The sequence below is a fragment of the Amycolatopsis eburnea genome, from assembly GCF_003937945.1.
Classification (GTDB): domain Bacteria; phylum Actinomycetota; class Actinomycetes; order Mycobacteriales; family Pseudonocardiaceae; genus Amycolatopsis; species Amycolatopsis eburnea.
Genome location: NZ_RSEC01000032.1, coordinates 22,763 through 43,205, shown reverse-complemented (window position 1 = coordinate 43,205; position 20,443 = coordinate 22,763). Strand labels below are relative to the sequence as shown.

Below are 20,443 nucleotides of genomic sequence, written 5' to 3'. Positions count from 1 at the left end.
GGGCTCGGGGTCGGTTTCCGGTTCGGGGGCGGGCTTGGGCTCGGGCACGGCGGAGCAGTCTTCGGCTCGGCATGCGGCACCTTCGGCTGCTGCGGCGCCGCCTGCCGCTTCGTCTGCTGCGGAGGTGCGGCCTGCCGCCTCACTTCCCGCGGAGGCGCCGCTTGCCGCTTCGCCTGCCGTGGAGACGCGGCCGGTTCAGCCGGACTCGGAGGCTGGGCACGTTCGTGCAGAGGCTGCCGTTGGCCCTGAGGTCGCTGCGCCGTCGGCTCCGGCGGAGGCGCCGCAGGCTGTCGCGCGTCCTGACGTAGCTGCCTCGCCGGTTCGGACGGAGGCTGCCGTTGGTCCCGAGGTTGCCGCGCCGTCGGCTCCGGCGGAGGCGCCGCAGGCTGTCGCGCGTCCTGAAGTAGCTGCGCCGTCGGGTCGAGCGGAGGCGGCCGAGGGGGCTGTCCGTCCTGAGGAGCCCGCGCACGCAGCCGAGCCCCGGCCGGCTACTTCCGCGGCTGCGGAGGCCAAGCCGGTCCACCCGATCCCGCCCGACTTCCAGGCCGGGCCGCCGACCATGCCGGACGGTGTCGCGCAGCCGCAGCCGGAGGTGCCGCACGCACAGCCGGGGCTCCCGGTCGCGCCGGAACCCTCGTCGCAGGTGGCGGCGCAGCCCGTCACCTCGCCGACCTCCGCGCCCGAGCCGTCGGAGCAGCCGCAGGAGGCCGACCCGACCTCGGCTGCCGGTTCGGAGTCACCCGGGAGCGAGCCTGAAGTGATCCGCTCGCCGCCGAGCGAACCGGATGGTGCGGTCGCAGCGTCCGCTCCTGACCAGGGGCCGGCCGCTCCGCAGGAACAACCTGGCCCCGAAGAGGGGTCGGCTGCTGCCCGGGAGCCAGTTGCCGGGAGCGTCCCGCTGAACCGCGACCCGTTGCCGGGAACGACCAGTCCGGCTCCGACGCAGGCGCCCGGCCAGGCAGCACCCGCCGCGGCTCCGTCGGTGGGCCCTGCCTCGCAAGAACCGGCTGACTCGAGCCCGGCTGCCCCGTCGGCAACCACGCACGCCACTTCGCAGGGGCCGCTGCCCGCTCCGGTTTCGTCGCAGAGCGAAAGTCCTGCGGCCGCGCAAGGACCGGCCGACTCAAGCCCGGCTGCCCCGTCGGCAACCACGCACCCCACCTTCCACGGGCCGACGCACACCCCGGTTTCGTCGCCGGGCGAGTGGCTCAGCCCCGCGGCCGCACAAGGCCCAGCCGACCCCACCCCGGCCGCCCCGCCGGAGCCGTTCCCCGGATCGGCTCCGGCTCAAGTCGCCCCGCAAGGGCCGCCTTCGGGATCGGCTGCGGCGCAGGTGACCCCGCAAGGCCCGCCTTCGGGATCGGCTGCGGCGCAGGTGACCCCGCAGGTGCCGCCTTCGGGATCGGCTGCGGCGCAAGTCGCCCCGCAGGTGCCGCCTTCGGGATCGGCTGCGGCGCAGGTGACCCCGCAAGTGCCGCCGCCGGGATCGGCTGCGGCGCAAGTGACCCCGCAAGGCCCGCCCCCGGAACCGGCTCCGGCGCAAGCCGCCCCGCAAGTGCCGTCCCCAGGGTCGGCTCCCGCGCAAGTGACCCCGCAGGGGCCGGCCCCCGCGCAAGTCACCCCGCAAGGGCCGCTCCCGCCATCGACTCCGCCGCAAGCCACTCCCCACGCGCCGCTGCCCGGATCCACACCGGCGCACGTCACCCCCCAGAGCCCGCCGCCGCCACCCACCCCGCCTCAAGCGCCGAGCCCCACTCGCCCCAAGCCCGTCTTCCCGGGTCCGGAGTCCACCCCTCAGCCGTTCCCCACCCGGCACGCCGCCCCCGCGCGCCCCGTCTTCCCCGGGCCGGGCACCATGCCTCCCGCCCCGCCCGCCGGCGCGCGCCCGGTCTTCCCCGGCAAGGACACCCCGCTACCCCAACCCACCCGCCAGGAGCCCGAAACCCCACCCCGCGGCACCCCGCGCGGGTGGTTCGACGAGCACCCCGAACAGCAGGAAGAACCCCAGGACTTCGGCCCCACCGGCCAGCCGACCGAGATCCCCTACAAGTACAAGCGCTGACAGCCGGCCCGCCACCTGCCAGGCTGGGGACATGTCCAAAGACCCGAACCCGGACCAGGGGTGGTACTACAACACCCGCACCAACCAGGTCGAGCACCTCGAACGCAGCCGCAGCGTCGACCTGCTCGGGCCCTACCCGGACGAGGCCACCGCCCGGCGGGCGCTCGACATCGCGAGGGAACGGACCCGGCAGGCCGACGCCGCCGACGACGACTAGACCGGTAGCCGCGGGCCCAGGACGAAGTCGGGGTCCACCTGCGCGGCCAGGTCCGCGCCTGCCCAGGCGTGGGCGTTGCGCAGGTGGAACTCCACGGCCTGGCGCTGGTAGCGCGCCCAGTCGCGCTGCTCCGCGTCCACCGTCGTGAGCATCGACCGCAGGGTCGAGAGGTTGCGCGGTTCCAGCTCCGTGATCGGGCGGGCCGTGCCGCGCTCCGCCGCGCGGACGTGGCGGGAGGCCGACAGCCAGCCCAGCAGGGCGTCGCCGACCTGGTCCTGCAGGAACTCGACGTCCTCCGCGTCCGTCACCTTGTTGCCCACCACCACGAGGCGGACGCCGAAGTCGCGCGCGTAGTCCGCGTACTGGCGGTACACGCCGACGCTGCGCACCGTCGGTTCGCACACCAGGAACGTCACGTCGAACCGCGTGAACAGGCCCGAAGCGAACGCGTCCGCGCCCGCCGTCATGTCCATCACCACGTACTCGCCGTCCACGTCCACCAGGTGGTTGAGCAGCAGCTCCGCGGCTCCCACCTTCGAGTGGTAGCACTTGACGCCCAGGTCGTCCTCGTCGAACTGACCCGTCACACCCAGCCGCACGCCGCCCAGCCGGCGGAAGCACGTCGAAAAGACCGGGTTGTCCTCGAACGGCCGGACCAGGCGGGAGCCGCGGCCCGGCGGCGTCGTCTTGATCATCGACGCCGCGTCCGGGATGCGCGGGTTGTCGCCGCGCAGGTAGTCCTTGATGAGGGCCATGTTGTCGCCGAGCGTCGGCCAGGCCAGCGCTTCTTCCTCGGTCGCGCCGAGCGCCACGGCCAGGTGCTGGTTGATGTCGGCGTCGATCGCCAGCACCGGCAGGCAGGCGTCGGCGAGGTACGCGACGAACAGCGACGAGAGCGTGGTCTTGCCGCTGCCGCCCTTGCCGACGAACGCGATCTTCACTTGTCGGGCACCTTTCTGGAAACGAAGACGGTTTTCATTATTGCCGGACCCAACGTACACCCGACCGGCCCGCGCCCGATCGGGCGATCATCGGCCCCTTCCGGGGTTAGGGTTGGAGGGTGCCTCCCCTGGTGATCAGGACACACTCGGCGGGCGGGGACTTCGGACCCCTGCGCGCCGAGTTTTCGCTGCCGGAGTCGTTCGGGCCCGACGTGCTGGCCGAAGCGGAGGCGGCGGTGCTCGACCCGCTCGCCGAACCCCGCGAGGACGCGACCGGCCTGCCGTTCGTCACCATCGACCCGCCCGGGTCCAAGGACCTGGACCAGGCGATGGTCGTCGAGAAGACCGCGCACGGCTTCCGCGTGCACTACGCGATCGCCGACCTCGCCGCGTTCGTCCCGCCCGGCGGCGCCCTCGACCGCGAATCCCGCCTGCGCGGGCAGACGCTCTACCTGCCCGACGGGAACGTCCCGCTGCACCCGCCGGTGCTGTCGGAAGGTGCCGCGAGCCTGCTGCCCGGCGAGGTCCGGCCCGCGGTGCTCTGGACCATCGAGACCGACGAAGCCGGCGAGCCGACGTCCACGCGGGTGCGCCGCGCGCTGGTCCGGTCCACCGAGCAGTTCGACTACGAGACGGTGCAGGCCGCGCTCGACGCCGGGAACCCGCACCCGTCGGTGGCGGCGCTTCCCGAGCTGGGACGGCGGCGGCGCGAGTTGGCCGTGCGCCGCGGCGCGGTCGAGCTGCAGCTGCCGGAGCAGGAGATCAGCGGCGACCCGGACGGCGGCTGGGTGCTCGCGCGCCGGCCGCGGACGGTCGTCGACGCCTGGAACGCCGAAATCTCGCTGCTCACCGGAATGGCGGCGGCGCGGATCATGATCGACGCGCGGGTCGGCGTCCTGCGCACGCTGCCCGACCCGGAACCCGAGGCCGTGGACTGGCTGCGCCGGTCGGCCGACGCGCTGGGCATCGCGTGGGCGCCGGAAGCGACCGTCTCGGAGTTCCTGTCCGCGCTGGATCCCGGGCAGCCGGCCTCGATGGCGCTCTACGCCGACACGACGCGGCTCCTGCGCGGCGCGGGCTACACGGCGTTCGACGGCGAACTGCCGGCGCTGACCACGCACGCGGGCATCGGCGGCGCGTACGCGCACGTGACGGCGCCGATCCGGCGGCTGGTCGACCGGTTCGCCACGGAGATCTGCCTCGCCGTCTCGGCGGGCCGCGAGGTGCCGGCGTGGGTGCGGGAGGCGCTGGCGGACGTGCCGGAGCGGATGAGCGCGTCGGACACCCTGGCCGCGAAGGTCGAGCGGGCGTGCATCGACCAGGTCGAGGCGTGGGTGCTGGCCGAGCACGTCGGCCGCGAGTTCAGCGCGGTGGTGCTGCGCGCGGACGAGAACAAGGCGGAGATCCTCGTCGAAGACCCGACGGTGATGGCGAAGTGCGCGGGGGAGAAGCTGACCGCGGGGGAGCGGATCGCCGTGCGGCTGACCGCGGTGGACGTCGAGCAGCGGAAGGTGTCGTTCGAACGCGCATGACCATCGTCGACGACCTCGGGGAGCCGGTGCCGCTGGAAGGCCCGGCTTCGCGCGTGGTGTCGCTCGTCCCGTCGCTGACCGAAGCGGTCGAGGTGAGCGCGCCCGGACGGCTGGCCGGCGCCACCGACTACTGCACGCACCCGTCCACTTTGGACGTCCCGAGGGTGGGCGGGTCGAAGTACCCCAAGCTCGACCAGGTCCTCGACCTCGCGCCGGACCTGGTACTGGCCAACTCGGAGGAGAACCGCCCGGAGGACGTGGAACGCCTGCGCGCCAACGGGATCCCGGTCTGGGTGATGGCCGCGTCGGCGTCCGTGCCGGCCGCGCTGGGCTCGCTGCGCCGGATCCTCACCCAGGCCTTCGAGCTGGACGAGCCGGATTGGCTGGTGGCGGCGGAGGAGCTGTGGCGCGAGACCCGGCCGGTGCGCTTCCACGCGGTGGTCCCGGTCTGGCGCAAACCGTGGATCGTCCTGGGCCGCGACACCTTCGGCGGCGACGTCCTGCGCCGCGTCGGCGTGGCGAACGTCTACGCGGGGTCCGAGGAGCGCTACCCGCGGCCGAACGTCGAGGAGCTGCGGGCGCACCTGAGGGCGGACGCGGACCTGCTGGTGCTGCCGGACGAGCCGTACCTGTTCACCGCCGAGGACGGCCCGGACCACTTCCCGGACGCGCGGTACGTGCTGGTCTCGGGGCGGTACTTGACGTGGTACGGCCCGTCGCTGGTGGAGGCGCACGCGGCGCTGACGGCCGCCCTGGAGAGCTAAGCCCGCAGCCAGGCTTCGAGGCGGCCGAAGTGCTCGCCGGTCAGGCCGGTGTGCGCGTCGACCGGGATCAGCTCGGTGGGCAGGCCGGCGCGCCGGTCGAGGAACGCCTGCCGCGCGTCGGGGAACAGGTCGAAGTCGTCGTCGAACCAGGCCAGCGGCCGGCCCGCGGCGAACCGCGCCACCGGCCCGAACTTCCACGACGGCTGCGGCCCGGCGAACTCGACCACCGGCAGCGGCGGCAGCCCGATCGCCGGGCCCACCTGGCGGTTCGCCCGGTGCTCCCAGCTGGTCGCCCACGCCAGCTCGGCGTTCGCGGCGCCGGCCAGCGCGAGCAGCGCCGGGCCGTGCTCCGGGTTGAGCCAGATCCGCAGCCGCTTGCGGCTCCAGCGCGAGATCCGCAGCCGGTGCTCGACGTAGCCGGCGGGTTTCGCGTGGCGCGCCGCGGCCCACGGGCTCAGCGGGCCGTCGACGTCGAGCAGGATCAGCGGTCTCACCGCTGCTTGGTAGCCGATCCCGGCCCGGGGAGCAAGAGATTGCGCCGGGCGCGATCGCCTGACACGGTGGGCCGATGCTGAACGAGGTGGCCGACGGTGTCTGGGTGCGGCAGAGCGGATGGGTCTGGAGCAACACCACCGTGATCCGCACCGGCGACGGCCTGATCGTCGTCGACCCCGGCATCGGAGGCGCCGAACTGGACGAGCTCGCCGACGACCTCGACCGGCTCGGCGCTCCCGTCGTCGCCGGGTTCTGCACGCACCCGCACTGGGACCACCTGCTCTGGCACCCCCGCTTCGGCGACGTGCCGCGCTACGCCACCGCCGCCTGCGCCCGGATGGCCGGGGAGGTCCGCGAGCGGGCGCAAGCGATGGCGGCCGAGACCGCGACGGGCGTGCCGCTGGAACTGATCGGGCTCCTCACCCCGCTGCCTGCCGACGGCGGGCCCGTGCCCGGCGAGGTCGTCGAGCACGACGCGCACGCCGTCGGGCACGCCGCGGTCCTGCTCGCGGACCGCGGCGTCCTGCTCGCCGGCGACATGCTCTCCGACGTCCTGATCCCGCTCCTCGACCCCCGCCGCACCGGGCAGGAGGAGGCCTACGAAGCCTCGCTCGACCGGCTCGCCGAGGCCGCCGAGCACGTCGACGTCCTGATCCCGGGCCACGGTGCCGTGGCCAAGGGACCGGAGATCGCCGCCCGGTTCGCCACCGATCGCGCCTACCTCGAAGCGTTGCGGCGGGGCGAGGAACCGGACGACGAACGCTGGGGGAAGCGCCGGTAGCTCAGAGCGTCAGTCCGGTCAGGACGGTCACCCGCTCCTCGGTGAAGTCCGCCATCGCCGCCGCCGGGCCCTCGCGGCCGACGCCGGAGTCCTTCACCCCGCCGTAGGGCATCTGGTCCGCGCGGAAGCTCGGCACGTCGCCGACCAGCACGCCGCCGACCTTCAACGCGGCCGACACCTCGAACGCCGTCGGCAGGTCGCGCGTGAACACGCCCGCCTGCAAGCCGAAGCGCGAGGCGTTGATGCGGGAAACGCCCTCGGCGACCGAAGTCACCCGGACCAGCGAAACCACCGGCCCGAACACCTCCTCGGCCATCACCGACGCGTCCTCGGGGACGTCCGCCAGCACCGTCGGCTCCACGGTGGCACCCGAGCGCCCGCCGCCGGTGAGCAGGCGGCCGCCCGCGGCCACGGCGGACGAGACCCACGACTCGACCCGCGAAGCCGCGGCTTCGTTGATCAGCGGGCCGACGTCGACGCCGTCGGCCCGCGGGTCCCCGGTGCGCAGCGCCTTGACCTGTTCCAGCACCTTCTCGGCCAGCGCGTCGAAGACCGAGGCGTGCGCGTAGACCCGCTGCACGGAGATGCACGACTGGCCGGCCTGGTACATCGCGAAGGTGGCGATCCGCTGCGCCGCGAAGTCGAGGTCCGTCCAATCGGGACAGACGAGGACCGCGCCGTTGCCGCCCAGCTCCAGTGCCACGTGCTTGCGCGGGACGCGGTCGCGGATGGCCCAGCCGACCGGGACCGAGCCGGTGAACGACACCACCGGCAGCCGCGGGTCCTCGACCAGCCGCGACGACGTCTCGTTGTCCACCGGAAGGATCGACCACGACCCCGCCGGGAGGTCCGTCTCCGCCAGGATCTCGCCCAGCAGCAACGCCGTCAGCGGCGTCGCGGGCGCGGGCTTGAGCACGACCGGCGCGCCCACCGCGATCGCCGGGGCGACCTTGTGCGCCACCAGGTTGAGCGGGAAGTTGAACGGCGTGATGCCCAGCACCGGCCCGCGCGGCACGCGCCGGACCAGGGCGAGCCGTCCGGTGCCGCCGGGGTCGGTGTCGAGGCGCTGCAGCTCGCCGGAGAACCGGCGGGCTTCCTCGGCCGCCCAGCGGAACGTCGAGACCGCGCGGCCGACCTCGCCGCGCGCCCACTTCAGCGGCTTGCCGGACTCGGCCGTGATCACCGCGGCGATCTCCTCGGCCCGCTTGCCCAGCGCGCGGGACACGTGGTCCAGCGCGCCGGCGCGGACGTGCGCGGGCAGCGTCGCGAACTCGTCGGCGACGTCGTGCGCGGCCTGCACCGCGGCTTCGACGTCCGACGGCGACGGGACGAAGTGCGACCCGGCGGAGGACCCGTCGTAGGAGTGCTGGATGGGGGCGGTCGCGCCGCCGGTCACCGGCTTTCCGGCGACCCAGAAGGGGTAAGTCATGCGAGAGCCTCCGTGCGGACAGCGTGTTCGAGGACCGAGAGGCCCTCGTCGAGCAGGTCGTTGGACAGGGACAGCGGCGGCAGCAGCCGGACGACGTTGCCGTAGGTGCCGCAGGTCAGCACCACGACACCGGCGCGGTGGCAGGCCGCCGCGACGCGCTTGGTGAGGTCGGCGTCCGGTTCCGAAGAACCGGGCTTCACGAACTCCGCGGCCAGCATGGCGCCGCGTCCGCGGACGTCGCCGATCACGCCCGTCTCGGTGGCCAGCGCGCGCAGCCGCGGCAGGACGACGCCCTCGATGCGCTTCGCCGACTCCGCGAGGTTTTCCGCCTTCATCGTCTCGATCGAGCCGAGCGCGGCGGCGCAGGCGATGGGGTTACCGCCGTACGTGCCCCCCAATCCGCCAGGCGCCACCACATCCAGGAGTTCGGCGCGGCCGGTGACGGCGGACAGCGGCAGGCCGCCCGCGATGCCCTTGGCCGTCGCGATGAGGTCGGGGACGACGTCCTCGTCGGTGGACGCGAACCAGGATCCGGTGCGGCAGAAGCCGGTCTGGACCTCGTCGGCGACGAACACGACGCCGTTTTCGCGGCACCACGCGGAAATCGCGGGGAGGAAGCCGCGGGCGGGCTCGATGAAGCCGCCTTCGCCCTGGATCGGCTCGAGGACGACCGCGGCGACCTGGTCGCCGCCGATCTGCTTCTCGATCCGGTCGATGGCCAGCGCGGCCGCCTCCGGACCGGAAAGGCCGTCGCGGTACGGGTACGAGCCCGGCACGCGGTAGACCTCGGGCGCGAACGGGCCGAAGCCGTGCTTGTAGGGCACGGACTTCGCGGTCATGCCCATCGTCAGGTTGGTGCGGCCGTGGTAGGCGTGGTCGAACACGACGACGGCCTGGCGCCCGGTCGCCGTGCGCGCGATCTTCACGGCGTTCTCGACGGCTTCGGCGCCGGAGTTGAACAGCACGGACTTCTTCGCGTGGTCGCCCGGCGTCAGCTCGGCCAGCGCTTCGCAGACCTCGACGTAGCCCTCGTACGGCGTGACCATGAAACAGGTGTGGGTGAACCAGCACGCCTGCTTGCGGACGCGGTCGACGACCGCGGGCGCCGAGTGCCCGACGTTGGTCACCGCGATGCCGGAGCCGAAGTCGATCAGGACGTTGCCGTCGGCGTCGGTGAGCAGGCCGCCGCTGGCCTCGGTGACGTAGACGGGCAGCACCGAGCTGACCCCGGCGGCGACGGCGTTCGCGCGGCGCTCCTGCAGCTCGCGCGAGACGGGGCCGGGGATCTCGGTGCGCAGCCTGCGCTGCCGCGGGGACGGTGCCTGCGGCTCGGCGGTGGTGCTTGCGGTCACGGCGTGCTCCTGGGGAAGTCGGGGGACGTCCTCAGGATGAGTGGTTACCGGACGGTCGTCAGGTGGCCGACTTGTCGATTTGTGGGCGTAGAATTGGCCGTTATGGCACTCACGTTGGCCGGATTGGCCGCCGACCGCCCGCTGGGTCTGCGGGTGCTGACCGGCGACGACGTCCTGGATCGCCCGATCGGGTGGGTGCACCCGACGGAGCTGACGGACCCGCAGGCGTTCCTCGAAGGCGGCGAGCTGCTGCTGACCACCGGGCTGGCCCTGGACGAGGAGACGTCACCGGCCTACGTGCACCGCCTGGTGGCTGCCGGGGTCGCCGGGCTCGGCTTCGGCGTCGGGCTGAGCCACGCCGGCGTCCCGCGCTCGCTGGTGGCGACGGCGGCGTCGGTGGGGCTCCCGGTGCTGGAGGTGCCGCGCGAGACGCCGTTCATCGCCATCACGCGCGCGGTCTCGCGGGCGGTGGCGGCCGACGAGTACGCGGCGACGGTCCGGATCGGGCGTGCCCAGCAGGAGCTGACGCGCACGGCGGTCGGCAAGGGCGGGCCGCCGGGGGTGCTGCGCAAGCTGGCGAAGCTCGTCGACGGCTGGGTGCTGCTCTTCGAACGCACCACGGTCGTCGAAGCCGCTCCGGCGAGCGCGCGGGCGTACGGCGCTTCGCTGCGCGAGGAACTGGAGCGCCTTCGCACGGGCACGCGGGTTGTCGTCCTCGACGAGCAGGAAGTCGTGCTGCAGACGCTCGACACGAGCACGCGCCGGGTGCTCGCCGTCGGGGCGTCGCTCGACACGGCGGGGCACCACATCGTCACCGCCGCGGTGTCGGTGCTTTCCCTGGCGCTGGAACAGGATCGCGCGCAGGCCGCGGCGCGCCAGGCGTTGCGCACGGGGGTGCTGGAGCTGCTCGCCGGCGGCCAGGCCGACCTGGCGCTGCGGGTGCTGACCGAGTCCGGGGCCGAGACGCCGCCCGCGCCGTGGCCGGTGCTGGCGTTCACGGGCGCGCCCGCCGCGCGGCGCAAGCTGCTCGGCGCGCTGGAGAACGAGCCGGTCTTCGCGGCCCGCCGGGGTTCGTCGGTGGTCGCGTTCGGCCCGGCCGACACCGTGACGGAGGCGGCCCGGCGGATCGGCGGCCTGCACGGCGGCCTGGCCGGCCCGGTGTCCCCAGCCGACTTCGCGGCCGGCCTGGAGCAGGCGGAGCTGGCGGCCGGGGTGGCGGCGGCGGAGGGCAAGCTCCTGGTGTCGGCGGCGGAGCACACCGGCCGCGGCCTGCTGTCGCTGATCGAACCCGCGGTGGCGCAAGCGTTTGCGCGCGGAGTGCTGGCCTCGTTGCGGGAGCACGACGCGACCGGTCGCGGCGACCTCGTGGAGTCGTTGCGCTGCTGGCTGGAACACCACGGCCACTGGGACACCGCGGCGGCACGGCTCGGCGTCCACCGCCACACGCTGCGGAACCGGATCAAGAAGGCGGAGGACCTGCTCGGCCGCGACCTGGATTCCCCGGGCGTGCGCGCGGAACTGTGGGTCGCGCTGCAGGCTTGAGCCCCAAGCGCCCCAAGGTGGCCTTCGGTGCGTCAGACGCACCGAAGGCCACCTTGGGTGCGTCAGACGCAACCAAGGCCACCTTGGGGCGCTAGGTGCCCGTCACCAGCACGATCGGCGAGTCACCGCAACGCCGCAGCGCCGGGCCGGGTTCCGCGCCCGCCGACCACCACGCCGGGACGTCGGCCTCCCGCACCAGCGAGCCCGTCGGCTGCCGCACGCTGTTCGACACGATCACCCGCCCCTGCGCGTTCAGCAACGCCGCCCCGCGGCCCAGCGCCCGCAGCCGCGGCCGCACCGCACGCTCGAACTCGCGCACGTACACGTCCGCTCCCACCACGCCCGCGAAGGAGCCGGAAAGCAGCACCGGGATCGTGAACGTCAGCGTGTACTCGTCGGTGCACAGGTAATCCACGTACGGGCCGTTGATGTGCCGCCGCCCGGTGTCGCGCGGGACCGTGAACCACGACTGGCGCGTGTAGTCGAGGAAGTTCTCGCTCCCCGGGTCGAGGCTGATGAACAGCTGGGACGGCGCGTCCGACGCGGATCCGGTCCACCACTCGAAGCCGAACTCGGAATCGGTGAGCACGCGCGGGGCGCTGACGAAGCCCGCGCCGACGATCAGGCCGCCCAGTGCTTCGGTGACCTGCGGGCGGATCCGGTGCAGGGCCGCCGCCGACGGGGACTCCGCCAGGACCGATTCGGCCGCCGCCAGCAGGGGCTTCAGGCGTTCGAAGACCCCCTCCACCAACGCCGAGACCTGCTCGACGACCTCGTCGCCGGCCAGCGTGCGGGTGTCGTTCACGGTGCTCACCTCGATACGCGGAGTAGGGGGAGTTTACGGGGCGAGCAGGCCTAGATGCACGTCCGCGAGCCGGTCGAGGGCGCCGAGGAGGTGTTCCTCGGTGAGCTTGCGGGCCAGTTCGCCGTCGGCCGCGTCGATCGCCGCGGTGATCGCCGCGTGCTCTTCGCAGGAGTGTGCCCCAGGCTCGAACGGCAGCCACAGCAGGCCGCCCAGTTCGCTCTGCAGGTGGACTTCTTCGTGCGTCAGCCGCGGGGACTGCGCGGCCGCCGCGACCTCCAGGTGGAACTGCCGCTCCGCCCGCGTGAAGTCGATGCCGTGTGCCGTGCGGAGGTCGTCGGTCGCCAGCCGCAGCCGGGCGATGTCTTCGGGGGAGCTGCGTTCGGCGGCCAGCTTCGCGGCGGCGCCGGCGATCGCGAGGTAGTGGTCGCCGACGTCGCGCAGCTCCGACAGCGACACCTCGCGCAGCCGCGCGCGCCAGGCGTCCGACGGCGGGTCGGCCGGCGCGCGGACGAAGCTGCCGCCGCTGCGGCCCCGGCGCGTCTCGACGAGCCCTTGCTGCCGCAGCGCCACGAGCGCTTCCCGGACCGTCACGGTCGAGACGCCGAACTGCGCGGCCAGGTCGGCTTCGCTCGGTAACTGCTCCTGGTCGGCCAGGAAGCCCAGCGTGATGGCGTCGACCAGCCGCGCCGCCACCGCTTCCGCCCGCCCGACCTGGCCGAGCGGCGCGAACATGGCGGACCGCGCGCTGTGCGACATGCCCTTGCGCATCGTGACCCTTCGCGTCGGCGATTACCCGTTCGCACCAATCTTGCCTGATCCCCTTGTCCTATTACATATGAACTCATATGTTTTAGCTCCCGCCAGCACCGAGGAGACACCGTGCAGGAGCTGAAGCACTACATCGGTGGCGCGTACGTCGAGTCCAAGTCGGGCCGGACGGCCGAGATCGCCGACCCGGTCACCGGGCGGCCCTACTGCACCGCGCCGATCGCCGGACCCGAGGACGTCGACCACGCGCTGCAGGTCGCCGCGACCGCGTTCGAAACCTGGCGCGAGACGACCCCGGCCCAGCGCCAGCTCGCGCTGCTCAAGATCGCCGACGCGCTCGAAGCCCGCGCCGAGGAGATCGTCCGCGTCGAGTCCGCGAACACCGGCAAGCCGATCGCGCTGACCCTGGCCGAAGAAATCCCCATGGTCCTCGACCAGGTCCGCTTCTTCGCCGGAGCCGCGCGCGTGCTCGAAGGCCGTTCGGCCGGCGAATACATGGAAGGCCACACGTCGTTCGTCCGCCGCGAGCCCGTCGGGGTCTGCGCGCAGGTCACGCCGTGGAACTACCCGCTGCTGATGGCCATCTGGAAGATCGCGCCCGCGCTCGCCGCCGGCAACACGATCGTGCTCAAGCCGTCCGACACCACGCCGGCGTCGACGCTGCTGCTCGCCGAGATCGCCGGCGAGTTCCTGCCGCCGGGCGTGTTCAACGTGCTCTGCGGCGACCGCGACACCGGGCGCGCGCTGGTCGAGCACGACATCCCGGCGATGGTGTCGATCACCGGCTCGGTCCGCGCCGGCATCGAAGTCGCGAAGTCCGCCGCCAACGACGTCAAGCGCGTGCACCTCGAACTCGGCGGCAAGGCGCCGGTCATCGTCTTCGGCGACGCCGACCTCGAAGCCGCCGCCGAAGCCATCGCCGTCGCGGGCTACTTCAACGCGGGCCAGGACTGCACCGCCGCCACCCGCGTCCTGGTCGCCGACGACGTCCACGACACGTTCGTCGCCGCCCTCACCCGCCAGGCCGAGGCGGCGAAGACCGGCAAGCCCGACGACGAAGACGTCGCCTTCGGCCCGCTCAACAACGCGGCGCAGCTGGAGAAGGTGTCCGGGTTCATCGAGCGGCTCCCGGACCACGCGACCGTCCACTGCGGCGGGCACCGCGTCGGCGACGAGGGCTACTTCTTCGAAGCCACGGTCGTCTCCGGGCTCCGGCAGGACGACGAGATCAGCCAGAACGAGATCTTCGGCCCGGTCATCACCGTCCAGCGCTTCACCGGCGAAGCCGAAGCGCTGAAGGCCGCCAACGCCGTCCAGTACGGCCTGGCTTCCTCGGTCTGGACCCGCGACCACCAGCGCGCCATGCGCGTCTCGGCGAAGCTCGACTTCGGCTGCGTCTGGATCAACACGCACATCCCCCTGGTCGCCGAGATGCCGCACGGCGGGTTCAAGAAGTCCGGCTACGGCAAGGACCTATCGCTCTACGGCCTCGAGGACTACACCCGCGTCAAGCACGTGATGAGCGCACTGTGAGGCTCGCGATGCCCAACCAAGCACCGTCCGAGACGCGGGAAGAGCCCGCGGCGCCGGAAAGCACGCGCCCGGCGATCCGGCTTTCCGGGCTGCGCAAGCACTTCGGCGACGTCCACGCGGTCGACGGCGTCGACCTCGACATCCCGCCCGGCGAGTTCTTCTCCATGCTCGGCCCGTCCGGCTCCGGCAAGACGACGGTGCTGCGCATGATCGCCGGCTTCGAGCTGCCCACCGCGGGCACGATCGAGCTGGACGGCCGGGACGTGAGCCGCCTGGCGCCGTTCGAGCGCGACGTCAACACGGTGTTCCAGGACTACGCGCTGTTCCCGCACATGACCGTGCAGCAGAACGTCGAGTACGGCCTGAAGGTCAAGCGCGTCCCGAAGCAGCAACGCCGGGAGCGCGCGCTCGAAGCGCTGAAGACCGTGCGGCTGGCGGACTACGGCGCGCGCAAGCCCGCGCAGCTGTCCGGCGGGCAACGCCAGCGCGTCGCGCTCGCCCGCGCGCTGGTCAACCGGCCCAAGGTGCTGCTGCTCGACGAACCGCTCGGCGCGCTGGACCTCAAGCTGCGGCAGACGATGCAGCTCGAGCTCAAGCAGATCCAGCGCGACGTCGGCATCACGTTCGTCTTCGTCACCCACGACCAGGACGAAGCCCTCACCATGAGCGACCGCATCGCGGTGTTCAACGACGGCAAGATCGAGCAGGTCGGGCCGCCCGAGGAGGTTTACGAGCGTCCGGCCAGCGCGTTCGTGGCCGGCTTCGTCGGGACGTCGAACCTGCTCGGCGGGCGCGGTGCCGAGTCCGTGATCGGCAGGCCGGGCCTGTTCAGCATCCGGCCGGAGAAGATCCGCATCGACGGCGAGCTGTCCGAGCCCGCCGCGGTGGGGGACACCAGCGCGACCGGCACGGTCACCGACGTCGTGTACGCCGGGGCGACCGTGCGGTACGCCGTCGCGCTCGACGCAGGGGGACAGCTCTCGGTCGTCCGGCAGAACACCGACGACACGGCGTTCGCCGACGGGCGCGTCCGGCTGAGCTGGCGCGACGAACACAGCTTCCAGGTCCAGTAGTACTCAGAAGGGTTGCCATGAAGAACAGGAAGACGCGGCTTGCCGGGATCCTCGGCGCCAGCCTGCTGTTGGCTGCATGTGGCACGTCGGGCTCGAACTCGTCCGCGCCGCCCGGCGCGCAGGGGTTCACCCCGCCGAAGCTCGAAGCGCTCAAGGCGCTCGGGCAGCCGGAGGGCCAGCTGAACGTGCTGGCCTGGCCGGGGTACGCGGAGAACGGCTCGAACGACCCGAAGGTCAACTGGGTGACGCCGTTCGAGCAGCAGACCGGCTGCAAGGTGAACGTCAAGCCGTTCGGCACGTCCGACGAAGCCGTGACGCTGATGAAGACCGGGCAGTACGACGTCGTGTCCGCCTCGGGTGACGCGTCGCTGCGGCTGGTCGCCTCCGGGGACGCCGAGCCGGTGAACACCGCGCTGGTGCCGAACTACGCCGACGTCCAGCCGTTCCTCAAGGACAAGTCGTGGAACAGCGTCGGCGGCGTCTCCTACGGCATCCCGCACGGCTGGGGCGCGAACCTGCTGACCTGGCGCACCGACAAGGTGAGGCCGGCGCCGGCGTCGTGGTCGGTGATGTTCGACGCGAACTCGCCGTACAAGGGCAAGGTGATCGCCTACGACTCGCCGATCTACATCGCCGACGCGGCCCTGTACCTGATGGCGCACCAGCCGGACCTCGGTATCAAGAACCCGTACTCCCTGGACGACAAGCAGTTCACCGCCGCGGTCAACCTGCTGAAGCAGCAGCGGCCGCTGGTGAGTGAGTACTGGTCGGACTACCTCAAGGAGTCGCAGGCGCTGAAGAACGGCGACGCCGTCGTCGGGACCGCCTGGCAGGTCACGGTCAACCTGACCAAGGGCGAAGGCGCGCCGCTGGAGGCCGCCGTGCCGAGCGAGGGCGCGACCGGGTGGTCGGACACCTGGATGGTCGCGGCGAAGTCGCCGCACAAGACGTGCGCGTACAAGTGGCTCGACTACATCGTCAGCCCCAAGGTCAACGCCCAGGTCGCCGAGTACTTCGGCGAGGCGCCGGCGAACCCCAAGGCGTGCGCGGAGATGACCGACAAGACGCTCTGCGACACCTACCACGCCAACGACGCCGGGTACGCCTCGAAGATCGCGTACTGGACCACGCCGATCCAGCAGTGCCTCGACGGCCGCACGGACGTCAAGTGCAAGGACTACGGCGAGTGGACCAAGGCCTGGACCGAGATCAAGGGCTGACATGACCGCCTTGTCGGCTTTCTTCTACAGGAAGCCCAGGCTGCGCTTGGGCTTCCTGCTCTCGGCCCCGCTGCTCTGGCTGGGCCTGGCGTACCTGGGCGCGCTCGCCGCGCTGTTCGTCACGGCGTTCTGGCACACCGACGCGTTCACCGGCCAGGTCGTCATCGAGTGGTCGCTGGACAACTTCAAGACGTTGTTCACCGACGCGGTCTACCGCACGATCACCTTCCGCACGGTCGGGATCGCCGCGCTGGTCACGGTGATCGACGCCGTCATCGCGTTCCCGATGGCGTACGCGATGGCCAAGCTCGCTTCGCCGCGGGCGCAGCGGATCCTGGTGATCGCGGTGATGACGCCGCTGTGGGCCAGCTATCTGGTGAAGGCGTACGCGTGGCGCTCGATGCTGTCGGGCAACGGCGCGCTGAGCTGGCTTTCGCCGGGGTACGGCGTCACGGCCACGATCATCACGCTGTCCTACCTCTGGCTGCCGTACATGATCCTGCCGATCTACGCGGGCCTCGACCGGCTGCCGGATTCTCTTGTGGACGCTTCGGGCGACCTGGGCGCTAAGTCGCTGAGGACGTTCCGCTCGGTGATCCTGCCGCTGACGTTCCCGGCGATCGTGGCCGGCTCGATCTTCACGTTCTCGCTGTCGCTGGGCGACTACATCGCGGTGAAGATCGTCGGCGGCACGTCGCAGATGCTCGGCAACGTCGTCTACGACAACATCGGCGCCGCCAACAACCTCCCGTTCGCGGCGACGGTGGCGACCGTGCCGGTCGTGATCATGCTCGGGTACCTGGCCGCCGTGCGCCGCACCGGCGCACTGGACAACCTCTAGGAACGCTCATGCGAACGCTGTTGTGGACGGCGCTGGGGCTCGGTCTCGCGGTGATCTACTTCCCGCTGGTGGTGGTGCTGCTCAACTCCTTCAACGCGGACACGACGTTCGGCTTCCCGCCGACCCGGTTCACGCTGGAGTGGTGGAGCCGCGCCGCTTCGAACGACGGCGCGCTGCACGCGCTGTGGACGAGCGTCGAGGCCGGCCTGGCCGCGACGGCGATCGCGCTGGTGCTCGGCACGATGGCCGCGTTCGCGTTGCAGCGCTACCGGTTCTTCGGTCGCAACCCGGTGTCGCTGCTGATCATCCTGCCGATCGCGCTGCCGGGGATCGTCACGGGCATCGCGCTGAACAACGCGTTCCGGACGATCCTGGGCGTCGACCTCGGCCTGCTGACGGCGATCGTCGCGCACGCCACGTTCTGCATCGTGGTGGTGTTCAACAACGTCGTCGCGCGGCTGCGCCGGATGGGCGGGAACCTCGAGGAAGCGTCGATGGACCTCGGCGCGACCGGCCTCACGACGTTCCGGCTAGTGACGTTCCCGATGCTGCGCTCGGCGCTGCTGGCCGGCGGGCTGCTGGCGTTCGCGCTGTCGTTCGACGAGATCATCGTGACGACGTTCACCCTGGGCACGGGCATGGAGACGCTGCCGATCTGGATCTACAACAACCTGTTCCGCCCCAACCAGGCCCCGATCGTCAACGTCGTCGCGGCGGTGCTGATCGTGGCTTCGACGGTCCCGGTCTACCTGGCCCAGCGCCTCTCGGGCGACACGGCTTCCGGCGGCCGCCTCTGACCGAGAGGCGTAGCTTTCACGTGAAAGCTACGGCCGGAACGAGTCCGTCGCGGCACGCAGGGCCGCCAGCATGCCCGGGTCGGTCACCGCGTGCCCGGCGCCCTCGATGAGCTTCAGCTCCGACCCCGGCCAGTTGCGGTGCAGCTCGTACGCCGTGATCGGCGGGCACACCGCATCGTAGCGGCCCTGCACGATGACGCCGGGGATGCCGGCGAGCTTGCCCGCGTCGCGGACCAGCTGGCCGTCGGCGAGCCACGCGCCGTGGCGGAAGTAGTGGACCGCGAGGCGGGCGAAGGTCAGCGCGAACGCCGGTTCGGCGTACTGGCGGACGAAGGACTCCTGCGGGACCACCGAAACCGTCGCGCCCTCCCAGGTGCTCCACGCGACCGCGGCCCGGTGCCGGACCTCCTCCGACGGGTCTTCGAGCAGCTCGGCGTACGCCGCCAGCGGGTCGTGCCGCAGGGAAACCGGGATCGGCGCCAGGAAGGCTTCCCACTCGCGCGGGAAGAGGTTGGCCGCGCCGCCGCGGTAGATCCAGTCCAGCTCGCTCGGCCGGACGGTGAACACGCCGCGCAGGATGATTTCGCTGACGCGCGAAGGGTGCGTCTCGGCGTAGGCGAGGGCGAGCGTCGCGCCCCACGAGCCGCCGAAGAGCTGCCAGCGGTCGATGCCGAGCCGTTCGCGCAGGAGTTCCATGTCGGCGACCAGGTGCCACAGGGTGTTGGCGCGCAGGTCGTCCGCGCCCGGCGTCGACTGCCCGGATCCGCGCTGGTCGAACAGGACGATCCGGTACGCCGCGGGGTCGAAGTGCCGTCGCGCCATCGGCGCGATCCCGCTGCCGGGCCCGCCGTGCAGCACCACCACCGGCTTGCCGTCCGGGTTGCCCGCCTCCTGGCACCGGATCCGGTGGCCGTCGCCGACGTCCAGGAACCCTTCGGCACGCGGGGGAATCGGCGGGTAGAGCTCGTCCATGCCGTCACTTTGCCGCACGGGACCCGGCCGTCGTCCCGGCACCCCGCCGCCAGGGACCGGAACGACGGCCGGAGAAGGTGGGAGCCCGCCCCCGCCGCCGGGCTGAGCGGGCTCCCGGATCGAGGGGCGTCAGCCGCCGGGGGAGCGGGAGAACCGCGCACGCATTTCCCGTCCTCCTCGTCGAGGTTCGTTCCTTCGCGTCGTGGCGGCGACGGGCTAAACGCTAAGCCACAAGTCGAACACCAGTCAAGAACATGACTGATGTTCATGGATGTGAACGCCCGCTGTGAGGACGCTGAGTGGCCCCGTCCCCCTTGCCCGGCGTTAACGAATGGCGCGGTACTTTCCGGTGTCGGCGGTGCTGGAAAAGGGTTCGGAAAGGCACGGAATGTCCGCGGTGACCTATGTCGAGGCGATTGTCGTCGGCGCCTTGCAAGGGGTGTCGGAATTGTTTCCGGTGTCCAGTCTCGGCCACAGCATCCTGCTGCCGGCCTGGCTCGGCGGCCAGTGGCAGCGGGACCTGAGCATCGGGAAGGACTCGCCGTACCTCGCGGTGCTCGTCGCGATGCACGTCGCCACCGCGCTCGCGCTCGTCCTGTTCTTCCGCAAGGACTGGGTCCGGATCATCGGCGGCCTGTGGACGTCGATCCGCCACCGCGAGGTCCGCACCCCCGACCAGCGGCTCGCGTGGCTGCTCGTGCTCGCCACGATCCCGGTCGGGCTGGCCGGCCTGCTGTTCGAGGGGTTGCTGCGCGACTTCCTGGGCAAGCCGGTGCCCGCGGCGATCTTCCTCGCGCTCAATGGCGGTGTGCTCTACGCCGCCGAGAAGTTCTCGCGACCCAGCAAGAAGGCGGCCGAAGAGGACACAGTGGACTTCTCGGCCGAGGACACGTTGGTGCTGCGGGCGGTCACCGTCGAAGAGGCCACCGACGTCCGGCTGGCGAAGCTGCGCGTGGGTGAGGCGGTGCTGATCGGCGCGGCGCAGATCCTCGCGCTGCTGCCCGGCATCAGCCGCTCGGGCATCACGATGGTCGCCGGCCTGCGCCGCGGCCTGGGGCACGAGGACGCGGCGCGGTTCGCGTTCCTGCTCGCCACGCCGGTGATCCTCGCCGCGGGCGTGCTCAAGATGCCGACGCTGTTCGCCCCGGAAAACCACGCGTCGCTCGGCCCGGCGCTGGTCGGCAGCGTCATCGCCGGGATCGCTTCGTACATTTCTGTCCGGTTCCTCACTGGATACTTCGAAACGCGCACTCTGACCCCGTTCGCCATTTACTGCGTGGTCGCCGGAATCGGCAGCCTCGTCTTCTTCGCGGTCTGAC

General features: G+C 72.0%; 19 protein-coding genes. 12 read left to right on the top strand and 7 right to left on the bottom strand.

What is annotated here, in order from left to right:
• Positions 1 to 1,855: 1,855 nt before the first annotated feature.
• Entirely contained in the window at positions 1,856 to 2,062 is a 207-nt protein-coding gene (locus tag EIY87_RS48295; RefSeq protein WP_225439812.1) for a hypothetical protein, read from the top strand.
• Positions 2,063 to 2,093: 31 nt separating this feature from the next.
• Positions 2,094 to 2,279 carry a hypothetical protein gene (locus EIY87_RS07840; RefSeq protein ID WP_125306997.1) on the top strand — a complete coding sequence of 62 codons (186 nt, stop codon included), beginning with the start codon at positions 2,094 to 2,096 and terminating at the stop codon, positions 2,277 to 2,279.
• On the opposite strand, the gene EIY87_RS07835 is transcribed toward EIY87_RS07840, so the two are convergent.
• Positions 2,276 to 3,220 carry an ATP-binding protein gene (locus tag EIY87_RS07835; protein WP_125306996.1) on the bottom strand — a complete coding sequence of 315 codons (945 nt, stop codon included), beginning with the start codon at positions 3,218 to 3,220 and terminating at the stop codon, positions 2,276 to 2,278. The genes EIY87_RS07840 and EIY87_RS07835 overlap by 4 nt on opposite strands.
• 131 nt (positions 3,221 to 3,351) lie before the next feature.
• Here EIY87_RS07835 and EIY87_RS07830 point away from each other — a divergent pair, with 131 nt between their 5' ends.
• Together EIY87_RS07830 and EIY87_RS07825 are read left to right on the top strand one after the other, a co-directional pair.
• Positions 3,352 to 4,752 carry an RNB domain-containing ribonuclease gene (locus EIY87_RS07830; protein WP_125306995.1) on the top strand — a complete coding sequence of 467 codons (1,401 nt, stop codon included), beginning with the start codon at positions 3,352 to 3,354 and terminating at the stop codon, positions 4,750 to 4,752.
• Positions 4,749 to 5,516 (top strand): helical backbone metal receptor, encoded by a 768-nt coding sequence (locus tag EIY87_RS07825; RefSeq protein WP_125306994.1) that lies wholly within the window; start codon positions 4,749 to 4,751, stop codon positions 5,514 to 5,516. Before EIY87_RS07830 ends, EIY87_RS07825 begins: the two co-directional genes overlap by 4 nt.
• Here EIY87_RS07825 and EIY87_RS07820 read toward each other — a convergent pair.
• Positions 5,513 to 6,010 (bottom strand): hypothetical protein, encoded by a 498-nt coding sequence (locus tag EIY87_RS07820; protein ID WP_125306993.1) that lies wholly within the window; start codon positions 6,008 to 6,010, stop codon positions 5,513 to 5,515. The genes EIY87_RS07825 and EIY87_RS07820 overlap by 4 nt on opposite strands.
• 74 nt (positions 6,011 to 6,084) lie before the next feature.
• Here EIY87_RS07820 and EIY87_RS07815 point away from each other — a divergent pair, with 74 nt between their 5' ends.
• Positions 6,085 to 6,792, top strand: coding sequence for an MBL fold metallo-hydrolase (locus tag EIY87_RS07815; protein WP_125306992.1), 708 nt, complete (start codon positions 6,085 to 6,087; stop codon positions 6,790 to 6,792).
• 1 nt (position 6,793) lies between these two features.
• On the opposite strand, the gene EIY87_RS07810 is transcribed toward EIY87_RS07815, so the two are convergent.
• Together EIY87_RS07810 and gabT are read right to left on the bottom strand one after the other, a co-directional pair.
• Positions 6,794 to 8,221, bottom strand: coding sequence for an aldehyde dehydrogenase family protein (locus tag EIY87_RS07810; RefSeq protein WP_125306991.1), 1,428 nt, complete (start codon positions 8,219 to 8,221; stop codon positions 6,794 to 6,796).
• Complete coding sequence (gabT, locus tag EIY87_RS07805) at positions 8,218 to 9,573, bottom strand: 4-aminobutyrate--2-oxoglutarate transaminase (RefSeq protein ID WP_125306990.1); 1,356 nt, start codon at positions 9,571 to 9,573, stop codon at positions 8,218 to 8,220. Before gabT ends, EIY87_RS07810 begins: the two co-directional genes overlap by 4 nt.
• A 102-nt stretch (positions 9,574 to 9,675) precedes the next feature.
• On the opposite strand from gabT, the gene EIY87_RS07800 reads away from it, so the two are divergent.
• Positions 9,676 to 11,115 (top strand): PucR family transcriptional regulator, encoded by a 1,440-nt coding sequence (locus EIY87_RS07800; protein WP_125306989.1) that lies wholly within the window; start codon positions 9,676 to 9,678, stop codon positions 11,113 to 11,115.
• Between the two features lie 91 nt (positions 11,116 to 11,206).
• Here the strand turns inward: EIY87_RS07800 and EIY87_RS07795 are convergent, their stop codons facing one another.
• The gene (locus tag EIY87_RS07795; protein ID WP_125306988.1) at positions 11,207 to 11,920 is read right to left on the bottom strand and encodes a cache domain-containing protein; all 714 of its coding nucleotides are present in this window, start codon (positions 11,918 to 11,920) and stop codon (positions 11,207 to 11,209) included.
• A gap of 33 nt (positions 11,921 to 11,953) precedes the next feature.
• Entirely contained in the window at positions 11,954 to 12,688 is a 735-nt protein-coding gene (locus tag EIY87_RS07790; RefSeq protein ID WP_125306987.1) for a FadR/GntR family transcriptional regulator, read from the bottom strand.
• 111 nt (positions 12,689 to 12,799) lie between these two features.
• Here EIY87_RS07790 and EIY87_RS07785 point away from each other — a divergent pair, with 111 nt between their 5' ends.
• Genes EIY87_RS07785 through EIY87_RS07765 form a run of 5 tightly spaced genes read left to right on the top strand, consistent with a single transcriptional unit; the run spans position 12,800 to position 18,152 of the window.
• Complete coding sequence (locus tag EIY87_RS07785; protein ID WP_125306986.1) at positions 12,800 to 14,221, top strand: gamma-aminobutyraldehyde dehydrogenase; 1,422 nt, start codon at positions 12,800 to 12,802, stop codon at positions 14,219 to 14,221.
• A gap of 8 nt (positions 14,222 to 14,229) precedes the next feature.
• Positions 14,230 to 15,294, top strand: coding sequence for an ABC transporter ATP-binding protein (locus tag EIY87_RS07780; RefSeq protein WP_191984006.1), 1,065 nt, complete (start codon positions 14,230 to 14,232; stop codon positions 15,292 to 15,294).
• A 17-nt stretch (positions 15,295 to 15,311) separates the two neighbouring features.
• Complete coding sequence (locus tag EIY87_RS07775) at positions 15,312 to 16,514, top strand: ABC transporter substrate-binding protein (RefSeq protein ID WP_125306984.1); 1,203 nt, start codon at positions 15,312 to 15,314, stop codon at positions 16,512 to 16,514.
• Between the two features lies 1 nt (position 16,515).
• A complete protein-coding gene (locus tag EIY87_RS07770) occupies positions 16,516 to 17,355 on the top strand; it encodes an ABC transporter permease (protein ID WP_191984005.1) in 840 nt (279 codons plus the stop codon).
• Between the two features lie 8 nt (positions 17,356 to 17,363).
• On the top strand, positions 17,364 to 18,152 hold the full coding sequence (locus EIY87_RS07765; protein ID WP_125306983.1) for an ABC transporter permease: 789 nt from the start codon (positions 17,364 to 17,366) through the stop codon (positions 18,150 to 18,152).
• Between the two features lie 27 nt (positions 18,153 to 18,179).
• Here the strand turns inward: EIY87_RS07765 and pip are convergent, their stop codons facing one another.
• Complete coding sequence (gene pip / locus EIY87_RS07760; RefSeq protein WP_125306982.1) at positions 18,180 to 19,124, bottom strand: prolyl aminopeptidase; 945 nt, start codon at positions 19,122 to 19,124, stop codon at positions 18,180 to 18,182.
• A 388-nt stretch (positions 19,125 to 19,512) separates the two neighbouring features.
• Here pip and EIY87_RS07755 point away from each other — a divergent pair, with 388 nt between their 5' ends.
• Positions 19,513 to 20,442, top strand: coding sequence for an undecaprenyl-diphosphate phosphatase (locus EIY87_RS07755; RefSeq protein ID WP_125306981.1), 930 nt, complete (start codon positions 19,513 to 19,515; stop codon positions 20,440 to 20,442).
• The last annotated feature ends 1 nt before the right edge of the window (position 20,443 follow it).

Excerpts from the sequence above, each read along its gene's own strand:
- EIY87_RS07770 (WP_191984005.1), top strand. The coding sequence starts at position 16,516 with ATGACCGCCTTGTCGGCTTTCTTCTACAGGAAGCCCAGGCTGCGCTTG.
- EIY87_RS07840 (WP_125306997.1), top strand. The coding sequence starts at position 2,094 with ATGTCCAAAGACCCGAACCCGGACCAGGGGTGGTACTACAACACCCGC.
- EIY87_RS07755 (WP_125306981.1), top strand. The coding sequence starts at position 19,513 with ATGTCCGCGGTGACCTATGTCGAGGCGATTGTCGTCGGCGCCTTGCAA.
- EIY87_RS07815 (WP_125306992.1), top strand. The coding sequence starts at position 6,085 with ATGCTGAACGAGGTGGCCGACGGTGTCTGGGTGCGGCAGAGCGGATGG.
- EIY87_RS07775 (WP_125306984.1), top strand. The coding sequence starts at position 15,312 with ATGAAGAACAGGAAGACGCGGCTTGCCGGGATCCTCGGCGCCAGCCTG.
- EIY87_RS07780 (WP_191984006.1), top strand. The coding sequence starts at position 14,230 with ATGCCCAACCAAGCACCGTCCGAGACGCGGGAAGAGCCCGCGGCGCCG.
- EIY87_RS07800 (WP_125306989.1), top strand. The coding sequence starts at position 9,676 with ATGGCACTCACGTTGGCCGGATTGGCCGCCGACCGCCCGCTGGGTCTG.
- EIY87_RS07810 (WP_125306991.1), bottom strand. The coding sequence starts at position 8,221 with ATGACTTACCCCTTCTGGGTCGCCGGAAAGCCGGTGACCGGCGGCGCG.
- EIY87_RS07825 (WP_125306994.1), top strand. The coding sequence starts at position 4,749 with ATGACCATCGTCGACGACCTCGGGGAGCCGGTGCCGCTGGAAGGCCCG.
- EIY87_RS07765 (WP_125306983.1), top strand. The coding sequence starts at position 17,364 with ATGCGAACGCTGTTGTGGACGGCGCTGGGGCTCGGTCTCGCGGTGATC.
- EIY87_RS48295 (WP_225439812.1), top strand. The coding sequence starts at position 1,856 with ATGCCTCCCGCCCCGCCCGCCGGCGCGCGCCCGGTCTTCCCCGGCAAG.
- pip (WP_125306982.1), bottom strand. The coding sequence starts at position 19,124 with ATGGACGAGCTCTACCCGCCGATTCCCCCGCGTGCCGAAGGGTTCCTG.
- EIY87_RS07790 (WP_125306987.1), bottom strand. The coding sequence starts at position 12,688 with ATGCGCAAGGGCATGTCGCACAGCGCGCGGTCCGCCATGTTCGCGCCG.